Annotated in this window: 10 protein-coding genes; 1 reads left to right on the top strand and 9 read right to left on the bottom strand. The window is 33.1% G+C overall.

The window, feature by feature from the left end; genetic code table 11:
• Nucleotides 1–283: 283 nt before the first annotated feature.
• From AC3DU7_RS12295 to AC3DU7_RS12260, 8 genes are all read right to left on the bottom strand, one after another.
• Nucleotides 284–2,131 carry a hypothetical protein gene (locus tag AC3DU7_RS12295; RefSeq protein ID WP_488039629.1) on the bottom strand — a complete coding sequence of 616 codons (1,848 nt, stop codon included), beginning with the start codon at nt 2,129–2,131 and terminating at the stop codon, nt 284–286.
• Between the two features lie 296 nt (nt 2,132–2,427).
• The gene (locus tag AC3DU7_RS12290) at nt 2,428–3,384 is read right to left on the bottom strand and encodes a cyclase family protein (protein ID WP_488039628.1); all 957 of its coding nucleotides are present in this window, start codon (nt 3,382–3,384) and stop codon (nt 2,428–2,430) included.
• A 245-nt stretch (nt 3,385–3,629) separates the two neighbouring features.
• Nucleotides 3,630–3,956, bottom strand: a complete 327-nt coding sequence (locus AC3DU7_RS12285) for a thioesterase II family protein (protein WP_488039631.1) — start codon at nt 3,954–3,956, stop codon at nt 3,630–3,632.
• A 357-nt stretch (nt 3,957–4,313) separates the two neighbouring features.
• A complete protein-coding gene (locus AC3DU7_RS12280) occupies nt 4,314–5,048 on the bottom strand; it encodes a thioesterase II family protein (protein WP_488039627.1) in 735 nt (244 codons plus the stop codon).
• Between the two features lie 81 nt (nt 5,049–5,129).
• Nucleotides 5,130–6,011 carry a dTDP-4-dehydrorhamnose reductase gene (rfbD, locus tag AC3DU7_RS12275; RefSeq protein WP_488039626.1) on the bottom strand — a complete coding sequence of 294 codons (882 nt, stop codon included), beginning with the start codon at nt 6,009–6,011 and terminating at the stop codon, nt 5,130–5,132.
• Between the two features lie 112 nt (nt 6,012–6,123).
• Nucleotides 6,124–6,954: a hypothetical protein gene (locus tag AC3DU7_RS12270; RefSeq protein WP_488039625.1), complete on the bottom strand. Its 831-nt coding sequence runs from the start codon at nt 6,952–6,954 to the stop codon at nt 6,124–6,126.
• A gap of 519 nt (nt 6,955–7,473) precedes the next feature.
• Nucleotides 7,474–8,019 carry a dTDP-4-dehydrorhamnose 3,5-epimerase gene (gene rfbC / locus AC3DU7_RS12265; RefSeq protein WP_488039624.1) on the bottom strand — a complete coding sequence of 182 codons (546 nt, stop codon included), beginning with the start codon at nt 8,017–8,019 and terminating at the stop codon, nt 7,474–7,476.
• 458 nt (nt 8,020–8,477) lie between these two features.
• A complete protein-coding gene (locus tag AC3DU7_RS12260) occupies nt 8,478–9,353 on the bottom strand; it encodes a class I SAM-dependent methyltransferase (protein WP_488039623.1) in 876 nt (291 codons plus the stop codon).
• Between the two features lie 146 nt (nt 9,354–9,499).
• Between AC3DU7_RS12260 and tnpA the strand changes: the two genes are divergently transcribed.
• On the top strand, nt 9,500–9,904 hold the full coding sequence (gene tnpA, locus AC3DU7_RS12255; RefSeq protein ID WP_488039630.1) for an IS200/IS605 family transposase: 405 nt from the start codon (nt 9,500–9,502) through the stop codon (nt 9,902–9,904).
• A gap of 522 nt (nt 9,905–10,426) precedes the next feature.
• Here the strand turns inward: tnpA and AC3DU7_RS12250 are convergent.
• Nucleotides 10,427–11,791, bottom strand: a 1,365-nt coding sequence (locus tag AC3DU7_RS12250) for a hypothetical protein (protein WP_488039622.1), incomplete at its 5' end; no start/stop codon positions are given.

Below are 11,791 nucleotides of genomic sequence, written 5' to 3'. Positions count from 1 at the left end.
TGATAGCTGATGGCTAATAGCTGTTTGCGCAGCATTCCAGAGGAAATGCTTACAATAATTCTGCTACATCAGCAGGAGGAAAATCTAACATTCCAAAACTTTTGAGAATTTTTTATTGATTGAGAATAGCAATACATTTAACTTCAAAACTATCTTCACTTTTAACTTTTGACTTTTAACTTAAAAATAATTCTCTTCACTTTTGACTTTTGACTTGAAAATAATTCTCTTTACTTTTGACTTCTAACTTTTGACTTTTAACTTCCGCGCAGTGGCAGTAGGTTCAATTCTCATTATCAAAACTATGTTGATTGGTTAAAGCTATCCAATCTTGACGATTTTTGAATTTAACATAAGCTGTTAAAACATCATTGGTTGAATATTGAATATATCCTTTCCAACCTGATAATTCATATTCAGCTCCTAATAATTCTGCCACATCAGCACGAGGAAAACCTGACATTCCAAAACCTTTGACCACATTTTCTTGATTCAAAATAGCAATACATTTAACTTCAAAACTCTCTTCACTTTTAACTTGAAAATAATTCTCTTTACTTTTGAATTTTGACTGTCTTGAGTGTGTCTTACATTCTGTTCGCGGAGCGTTTCCGGAGGAAACGGAAACCTCAGAATTACACACTCGCTTTTGACTTTTAACTTCACTAACCCATCCATTTACTCTAGCCGTAGTAGAAGAAAATTCAGTCACAGTGTCAAAATATCCCTGGAAATTTTCTGGTGGCTTTGCTGTTAATAAATCTGAGTTAATTTTTTCATCCAAATTGGCACAAAAATTATCCTTTTTTATATCTCGATTAAAAGGTACTAAACCATCAGCTTTTAAAGCATCTACTAAACTTAAAAAAGCAGCAGGTCGGTTACCTACTTTTTCTTTAATTAAAACCGGGTCATAAATACCAAGTTGCAAAGATAATCCTACTAAAGGTTGATAAGTTGCACGATGAGCAATTTCTCTAAAAGTTTCCGTACCTACTCGATACATTAATATAGTTAAAACAGTCAAAACTGCCACTAATGGCATAACAAAATACCACTGTTTTTTTAGAGTGAGTTGCTGTTGTTGGAGCAATAAGAAAATTAGGATAATTAAACTTAACCAAAATAGAGAAGGTAGAGTTGCATAACGAGAAGCGATCGCTTGTTCTACTCCAAATCCAGAACGACTAACTGCGGCCATTAAAGCAGTGCCTAAAGTATAAATGATTATTGATAACCAGGGTAGCCAGTCTTGAGGATAAGATGAAAATAACCAATAAGTAAAAAATATTCCTGTCAAAATTAATCCCAACCAACCTATTGTTGAAGCTACGGGAATATTATGAGTAAAAATTGCTCCTAGATAAACAGGAATGTAAGTAATTATATTAATTAAACTTAGCTTAGACAAAGAGGGATGATGAGAGGGCGTTGTGTAAGTGAGGAAATAAATTCCTATTACTAAAATCGAAAAAATAACATAAGAGATAGTAAATCTTTTCGGCAGCTTAAATAAAATAGCAACGGCACATAATATCGGCCAAATTCCCAAAGCTGTACTATAACTAATACATCCTAAAATTCCAAAAGTTATACTGGCAATTAACCATTTATTTTGTGGGGATTCGACCAATCTATTTACACAAAAAATTGAGGCTATAACAAATAAATTAGCAATTACCCAATGTACGCCACTATATCCGCGCATCCAGTTATGAGCAGCAGCAGGAGTAAAGTTAAAAACTGAGATAAATAGAATTAATAATAAAAGTATCGTCCGATATTTTTTCAGGGTATTAGATATTAATGCTATTAATAAAATTCCCTGAATACAAGCAAAAAAAAATGTAGCCAGACACAACCCAATATTGGAACCTTTAGTAATAACAATATTTAGAGCATAAATTATGGCAGGAATTAAAACAAAGTGTTCGTTTGCCCGAAATATCCAGTCAAAAATATTTGTGGAAAATCCATCTATAGAATAGATATTTTGAATCATCCACCAATAGTCAAAGTTTAGTAGCTCTCCTGCTTTTGAGATGATAAAAAGTACATATAAAGCTGGGAGTAAAATTACAATGGTGGCGATAATTATAAAAGTAAGTTCTGACTTTTTTTTGACTAACATAAATCGGAAAGCAAGACATGAATTTGGGCACGGATGTACGGATTAATTTGAAATAGGTTAATCTTTGCTACCCCACTTATACCATTTCTCAAAAAGAGTGCTATATCTGATTAGCTGGGGAAGTGTAGAGAGTGTGGGAGGTAAAGGGAGGGGTTAAAAGTAGGAAAAATCTATACTCACCGACTAATAATTGTCAAAAACAGACTTTAAATCTTGGTAAATATTTGACTGTTGAAGTATTACTGAACTATAACTATTTCTCTCTATTCCCTACTCCCTACTCCCTACTCCCTAAACTAATAAATAGCAATAGGATTACCTGGAGAACCTGTTGCACCTTTCATTTTTAGAGGTGCAAAAACAAACATAAATTCGTAAACTTTATCATCTATTAATTGACTAACATCCAAGTTTTCAATATTAGTAATGCCCTGTTTAACCATCCATTCAATATGACAGTCAAAAGGTCGATTTAGGTCTTCACCAGGAATAGCTTCAGTTGCAGGAGTATCTGAACCTACCATCGCTATTTTTAAGCTAGATAAATAACGACAGCTAGTAATACCAGGTCCTGGTTCTCCAGAATTAAATATTTGACTATTTTTGACTTTTTGTTCGGGACTCAGACTATCCCAGTCTTTCCCCCAATACTTACCATGACCTGTATGGAAAATAACTACATCCCCTTGTTTTATTCGAAATATTTTTTGTTTTCTCATTGCTCCTTTAATATCATTAATTGTAATAATTCCTGGGTCATTTTTACTCTTACCTTGAGGAACTGGTAAACGTTCAACTCCTCGATAATTAGCAATATCTAATAATACTCCCCTGGTCACATACCCTAACTCTCCAATCTTTTCTACTCCTAATTTATTTAATCCGTAGGATGTTCCAAAATCTTCTAAAAAATTACCATTATAAAAATAATTTCCTTGAGAAGTATTCACCCCAATATGACCTAAACCATCAAATTGAGTGCCAACCTGACCTAACTCAGCCATCACATATTCATCATTAGCAATAAGGCTATTTTCTCCGGGAAATTTATAAGTTGGTAGACCGGGAATTATTAATTTCCAATTACGTTGGGAAAATACCGGAGCATCACTTTGATAAACTTTGCCAAGGGTAGCTACCTTACCTTTTTTGACTAATTTTAGGGATTCTAAAACTTTTTGATTACTAATCCAATTAACAGAACCTACTTCATCATTTTTTCCAAAAATTGAAGGACTCCATCTCTGTGTCAAAGGGAGTTCGTCAGCTATACTTGAGGACGAAAAACTACAGAGAGTTGATAAGATAAAAATAAGTATTATGGTAAATTTGAAGTAATTAGGAATTTTCATTGAAAATATATTAAAACTTTAGGGAATATGGGATAGATATTAATTTTAAAATAAGCATTCAGCTATTATTCATTAATGGATAATTTATAATTACCTCTGGTTAAAACTGTTCCTGATTGAATAGAAAGAAATATTATTTTTTTTCCTTAAAAGGGCAGGCTTTCAAAACAGATGGCGGCACCAAGACTATGCCCGAAAAATACAAAGGAATATTCTATAATTAGCGGTTTTAATGCTTGAATCAATGGAGGTAAGAGAGCCTCCCATTTTGTAATCAGGGCTTCTTTAATTCGAGTTTCTCTTCCTGGTAGTTGTATGGCACAGACCTCAATATTAGAAGGCAAGTATTTTCCCCAGAGGCAAAACAAGGAAGCACCAGAGGCAGAAGGATGAAAACAGAATAAACGTAAAGTTGGTTGAGAAATTGGTTGAAATATTTTTATCCAAGGAGAAGGAGTAATAGTGGAATTCATCGGCAAGTTTATTAGCTCTAAATTGGTATACAAAAATCTGACTGTTAATGATTAAAAAAAATCTGGACTTGATTTAATTTTCATTCTTTAGGTACTTAGATATACATTTTTTATAAATTATTCAATTGTCTTCTTCTTAAAAAGAAGTAATTGTTAATTTTTGAAATTTCAATCCCTAAGCCTTGTAAGCATTCAGCCGTCAGCTATTGCTTTTAATTTTAGATCAAAGCTTTACTAATTGAGTCATAATTTATACTTGCTATAAAAGCTGGCTGAAACAGTCTATTTTCATTAAAACCCTTTCATAAGAGCTGACAGCTGACAGCTAATAGCTGAATGCTTACTAAGCCTTAAACTCTAAAGTAACTTTAAAATTGCTTCAATTAAAGTTTCTGGTTGCTGTTGAAAAAACATATGACTACCAGGAAATTCATGTAAAGCAAAATTACCGACAGTATGCTTTTTCCATTCAGACAATTGTTGTAAATTAACTGCTGTATCATTTATACCTCTAAAAGCAACAATAGGAAATTCAAAAGGTGCTTCAGGAGAATAAATATATTTTTCATTAAGAGTAAAGTCTGCTCGTAAAATAGGTAAAAATAATTCCATCAGTTCTCGGTTTTGCAACACTGCTTCAGGAGTACCACCGTATTCACGCAAAGTCGAAATTAAAGTCTGGTTAGATGCTTGATGAAGTGGGTTATTAATAGGAATTTGAGGAGCGCGACGACCAGAAATAAACATATATTTAGGAGTCGGAAGTTTTTGTCTTCGTAGTTGACGGGCAACTTCAAAACAAATTAACCCACCGAGACTATGACCGAAAAAAACAAAGGGATATTCTTTTATAAATGGTATTAAAACTTGACTTAGAGAAGCAAGTAAGTCATCCCATTTAGTAATTAAAGTTTCTTTTATCCGAGTTTCTCTTCCTGGTAATTGTATGGCACAAACTTCAATATTAGATGGTAAATTTTTTCCCCAGAGGCGAAATAAAGAAGCACCAGATGCAGAAGAATGAAAACAAAATAGACGTAGGGTAGGTTGAGAAGAAGGTTGAAATATTTTTATCCAAGGAGAAGGATTCATTAATTGATAATTGATAATGGATAATTGATAATTAGGGTTTGCTGAAAAAGTTTCTTTAAGTGAGTCTTGTGTTAGAGCTGATTAATTGCTCAAAGCAGCTAACTGCTTTAACATTTGCCTCAAACCATCTCGCCAATAAGGAGAATTTTTTCCCAAAACTTGGGCAATTTTTCCACTATTCAAAACTGAAAAGGCAGGTCGTTTTGCTGGGGTTGGATATTCAGCAGTAGTAATGGGAATTACTCGTTTTACCTCTAAAGGAAAACCCAATTGTTTTGCTTCCTCAAAAATAGTCATGGCAAAATCGTACCAACTAATTGCCCCACTATTTGTATAATGATAAGTCCCATAGGTTTCTGAATTAAGATGAGGAATAATTTTAGCGATCGCTTCTGCTAAGTCTCCAGTCCAAGTTGGACAACCTACCTGGTCGTAAACTACTCTCAATTCTTCCCTATCCTTACCTACCCGCAACATGGTTTTGACAAAGTTACCTTTACCATAAACACCATAAACCCAAGCAGTTCTAATAATAATATGATTAGCTTCTGTTTCCCGAATGGCCTCTTCTCCCTCTAATTTAGATTTGCCGTAGATACCGAGGGGGTTGGTAGGGTCAGTTTCTATGTAGGGTGTGCTTTGACTTCCATCAAAAACGTAGTCCGTGGAAATGTGGATTAAAGTTGCCCCCAATTTTTTGGCTTCGGTTGCCATAATTCCTGGGGCAATACTATTTACTGCATGGGCTAATTCTGGCTCATTTTCAGATTTATCAACTGCCGTATAAGCAGCAGCATTGACAATAATTTCTGGTTTAACTTGGCTAATTAGTTGAGAGATGGCATTGGGGTCTGCCAGGTCTAAGTTTTCTCGCCCCACTGCGGTTACTTCCCCAATATTTGTCAGGAGGGGTTGTAGTTGGTGGCCAAGTTGTCCGTTAATTCCTGTTAATAAGATTTTCATTTGTGATTTTTCAATAATATATTAGATTTAATTTTTGTTTTTCTATTTTGCACTACTCCAACCTTCTATTGAAGCCATTAAAATATTAACTGCTGGATGGTCTATTAATTCTTTAGAATGTTTCTTTTCCTCCTGCTTTTAATGCTGTAATTATTCGAGATTTCAGGGAGGGATTTTTTTCTATTTCTTGAATTGCTTGGTTAGCAATTTCTAAATTATTTGTGGGATTTGAGGAATAGTCTGTTTTAGATAGTTGTTGTAGTAAATTTTGAATTTCTTTTGCTGCCTCTTGTAAGGTTTGTCTTTGTCCGGGTGAATAATTATTCTGCTCTATATTAGCTGTATATATTTTTCCTTCTCCTCCAACAATACTGGCGATTTTACTGTCTCCAGTAATTTGAATATCGCGATTATTTTCGGTCATTTGAAAATTCTCCGTTTGACTATTAACAAAAATATTTGTTCCATTTATTTGATATTCTGTTGTTGTTCGTTGAACAATTTTTTCTGAGTTTGTTTCTAAGTATTCTGTCAGGTCATTAAATCTGATTTTTATTGCTTCATATTTATTTTTCTCCTCTGTTTGTTTAACTATCTGTTCTAAAGTCGAAAATATTTTTCTAAAATTATTGGCTGATACTTCTTGAATAGGGATAATTAGTTTTTCTTGCCCTGATATTTTTGTTAAGGGTGGTAATAAGACTAAACAAGGTAATTGTTCGGGAAGGATATCTAGTTGTCTAGCTATATCGTAAGATTCATTTCTATTAAATGGTTTTGTTTTAAATAACCATCTACTTACAGAAAATTTTTCATACAATTCTAAATAAAGAATTGACTGCCAATATTTTCTGAGTGAATCTCGTTTAGGCTCAGGTTTTTCTAAGATGTATATTTTACTCCAGTCTCCAGTTAACTTATCAAAATCCTGAAAGTTATCCATGACATAATTCAGTATTTCTCTATCTACATCTGTATATAGGAAAATTCCCTTCAGTAGTTTTGACGAATCATTCTTTATATTTGGATCAGTAGTTACAATATCTTTCCATAAATCATCCTTTGTAGATACATTTGACAGTTTGATAATTTGCCGATTTTGATTCTATCTTGAAGTAAGTAGATAGACAAAATTTCACTCTCTGTGAAAAATTACTTCAACTAGAAAATTGACAGAAATTTTCTCAATTCCCAATTCTGAGTTTTGAGTATTTGACAGCTTGAGAATTTACCGATTTTGATTCTGCCTTTAAGTAAGTAGATAGACAAAATTTCACCCTCTCTGAAAAATCACTTCAACTAGAAAGTTTGTCGAAATCTATTTAATTTCCAATTCTTAGTTTTGAGTCTTTTACAGCTTGAGAATTTACCAATGAAGAAAATATTTCATTTAGTATTCAAACCTCTGGGTGAGCGCCAGAGGTACTGATAACTAATAACTGATAACTGAAATAACTCCTTCTTAAAACAAATCAGCATCTTTTAAGGTTGTACCAGCTTCATCTTTTTTAGATAATTTCACCTCAATTCCTTCCAGAGGCCAAATAATACCAATTTCTGGGTCATTCCAAATAATTGAACGTTCGTATTCTGGCGCGTAATAGTCAGTAGTCTTATACAAAACATCAGCAGTTTCAGACACTACTAAAAAACCATGAGCAAAACCAGGAGGTACCCAAAATTGTCGTTTATTTTCTGCACTTAAAAGATAACCTACCCATTTACCAAAATTAGGAGAATTTTTGCGAATATCTACAGCAACATCGAATATTTCTCCAGCAACTGCTCGTAATAATTTACCTTGAGCTTGTTGAATTTGATAATGTAAACCTCGCAATACACCTTTTGTAGAACGAGAGTGATTATCTTGCACAAATTCCAAATTTACTCCTGTTTTTTCTGAGAAATTGCGTTGATTAAAACTCTCCATAAAAAAGCCACGCTCGTCTCCAAAAACTTTTGGCTCTATCAGCAATACTTCTGGGATTTCTGTTTGAATTACATTCATTTATATAACCTCAATTTATTTATAGGTAGTAGGTTTTAGGCGTTAGATTTTAGGTTTTAGAGTTAATATATAGCAACCGCCAAAGAGGTTAGGACATATCAAAAACTTAAAACTAAAACAACGCGAGATTTTTCCTTATATCCTAGATAACTAAAACCTTCTTCCTTCTGCTATAAGTTCACAGTTAAAAATTCCATAGATATATAACTTTATCTTGTCTATTTTGTCAACCTTTTTTTCCCTTATACCAACCGTGAAAAAAGAATGCTTAACTTAGGCGACATTTCAATTATTAAGTAATTAACACAGACTGAATAACTTTTTTGATAATTAGCACCCCAATTATTGTTAATTATTCTGATGTTTATTTCCCCTCCTGGGAGGGGTTAGGGGTGGGTTCTCTCCCTGTACGGATTTGAATACAAAGTCCCTAACTACTCCCTTACTCCCCTACTCCCTCACTTCCCTACTCCCCCACTTTTTTTTCCCCAAGCTTCTAATTCTCCTATCCACAGAGAAAAAACTAATTTATGGAGATTGAATGATCGAGCAATTCTCAGTAAAAAGGAGAATAAAGTTGGCTGATAATATTGGAGTCGATCGAGTATATATTCCACACTCATAGAATTATTGGTTGGCTTTGATTCTACATCAGAAAATCCAGTTTTTTCCAAAGCAAATTTTATCGTATCAAGAGAGAAATAAGTCAGATGTTCTGTTGGTTTATAGTGATACCATAAAGCGCCTAATAATTTTTCCCAAAATCCTCCCACATTTGGAGTAGTAATAAAAATCCATCCTCCAGGTTTCAAAAGTTGATAAGCTGCTGTTAGTTGAGCAATAGGATCTGTCGTATGTTCAATCATATCTTGCAACATAATCAAATCAAAATAATTAGGTTCAAAACTATGATTAAACAAATCTCCTTGACAGACAGATAAACCACGACTTTTAGCAAAATTTACTGCATATTCTGAGACTTCTAAACCTTGAGGATTATCCCATTCTAAATCTTTTGCTTGCTCCAAACAATCACCCAAAGCACAACCTACATCTAATAATAAACCTTTACCAGAAAGTTTTCTTTCAGCCTTCAACAAACGCTGTCGAAAAGTCTGGCTATTAATTTTCATGCCTTGAAAATAATTAGAATATCCTCCTTTAGGAAAATCGTTATTATAGTAATCTTCTTGATAGATAGCAGTAGGATTTGTTGGTGGATTATTATCCCATACCATACCACATTCAGAGCATTTTGCTAATAGATAGTCATCCCCTGCTTTGTAGTAGTTAAATTTATCTGTATGACATAAAGGACAATGATTTTTTTGCATAATATTTGATTAAATATTACCTGGGATTAAAATCCCAGGCTTATAGCTGAAGTCCCTTAAAAGGGACTAAAAATTTTAAGGTGTTAGTACGAAAATTCATTTTTGCGCAGGACATCAATTTTAACCTAAATTTGTACATTTAAAAGATAAAAATTAGAATTGCATTACGGCGACTTTTCTATCATTTTGTTTGGTCAACTAAATATAGAAAACCTCTAATCACACTAAATATAGAACCACAACTTTATTATTATATTATTGGCAAAGCTAATGTTGTTAATTGTATTATTCATGCTATTAATGGTACAGAAAATCATATTCATTTAGTAGTCTCAGTTCCACCTAATTTAGCTATTTCTGATTTTGTGAAAAATATTAAAGGTAGCAGTTCTCATTATCTAAATAATGTTCTACCTCCGAAGGAAAATAAATTTGCTTGGCAAACAGGATACGGTGTCTTTTCTTTGGGAAAAACACAACTAGAAAGAGCGATCGCTTATGTCGATAATCAAAAACAACATCATTCAAAAGGAACTTTAAACAATGAATAATGAATAATTAATAATTAATAATTAATTATTAGGGCTTGCTGAATAAAGCTAAAAGTAAGAATAGTCAAGGTAATTGAGCTTTTTATATTCAATTTATCTCCTAAGTGATTGGCTCTTATTTGCCTCAAAATACTGAGTTTTTATGCTGAAATTAAAGAAAATTTATTCACATAAAATGGCGAAACCATTATCTGTTTATCCATCTCCGCGTCTCCGTGTCTTACCCCCACCAACCAATTTTTTCAGCAGACCCTAATTACCTCTCCCTAAAAGGAAGAGGATTGAATAAAAGGAAAATTTTTTCTTGTTTCTCCACGGCGAGTGATAGGCTTTAAACCTTAATTATTCTGTAAGTTCCTACCTAGAACAAATTACTTATCAACACGCTTTTACTTTCAAATTATCTAATACCAGGGATTAAAATCCCAGGCTCACAGCTCAAGTCCTCTCAAGAGGAATCCGTATTTTCATTCCCTTTTAAAGGACTTCAGCTATTAGCCCTGAAATAAATTTCAGGGCAATTTAGGCTTCCACTCTAACTTTTATTTGGTCGTTTAATTTGACAAATTCTTGTTTATCATAATTATAAACCCAAGCTTTAATGACAGTTTCTCCCATAGGTAAAGATTTAGCTGAAAATGTGACTTTCCATCGCGCTTTGTTATACCTTTTTGACTTCAGAACTTTAGCAATATCATTACTCTCTAAATTGACAATAGCATTGGCAAAAAAAGATTTATTTTGACCAGAAGAAAGTAAAACTAGATTCGGTTGTTTATTTCTATCCGGTCTAATTGCCCATCCCCCCAAACTAAGAGTTTCATCTCTATTAATAATTAGAGTATTTTTAGTTGTTTGAGGATAATCTAAATAACCATAAGTTTGTTTTGTTTCTGTAATAAATTCCAGATTTTGTGGAAATTTTCGCCATCCTAATTTTGCCATAATTCCTGCACCTTCTCTGACTAACCACGTTTTGCCATTCATTAATACTAAACAACTATTCTGTGATTCTTTGATAAATTCTGAATCTTCCAAATAGTTAATTATTTCTAGACACTCTTTCCGACTTTCCATGTAGGGAAAACTTGATTTTACACTAGCAGCAACATACACCGAGTTAACCATCATAATTCCTGTCATTACTACAGCAAAAACTTTATATATTGATAAATACTTTTGCTGCTGTTGCAGGAATAAACCAAAAAGATAAATTAGGGAAATAATTAATAAAATTGACGTAGTTGTATACCGCGAAGAAATCATTGCATTCTCCACACCATATTCTGCCCTACCCACAGAAATAGATAGAGCAGAAATTAGAGAAAACGTTCCTATTGTTAACCAAGGAATAGCTGCCGGAGCAAAGATAAATTTATCAAAATAATTGGTTCTAAACCCCAACCTTTTAAGGCGAAATATTTTTGGAGCAGAGCTTAAATCTTCTTTGCAAAAATCACTTCTATACGTCGCCAATCCAACGGCTCCTCTATCTGACTTCTGACTTCTGAATTCGTTAAACCAAGGTTTCTTGAGAAAATAAAATGTGAAAAATATAAAACTAGACAATAATGTTAATCCTGTCAAAATTGCCGGAATGGAAATTCTCACTAAAGGTAAGCCTAAAATAGCTAAAAAATAATTGATTATTAGGAATGGTTGTTCTGTAAATAAAAATGGTTTTGGTTCTCGAATGGGATTATAGTTAATTGAATATATAAAACATGAAAGTATAAAGAGTAAAATCCAAATAGTTACTCTACTAATTTTTTGTTTGGGTTTACCTTCTAGCCAAAATATTGATGGTATAAGTACAAGCCAAGAAAATAATCCTTGTATTAATGTAAAACTGCCAATAAAACAGGATATTGCTGCCAGAAATATTTT

It is taken from the genome of Okeania sp., from assembly GCF_983059655.1.
Note: the sequence above shows the minus strand (reverse complement) of the source record. Positions and strands in the feature narration are given on the sequence as shown.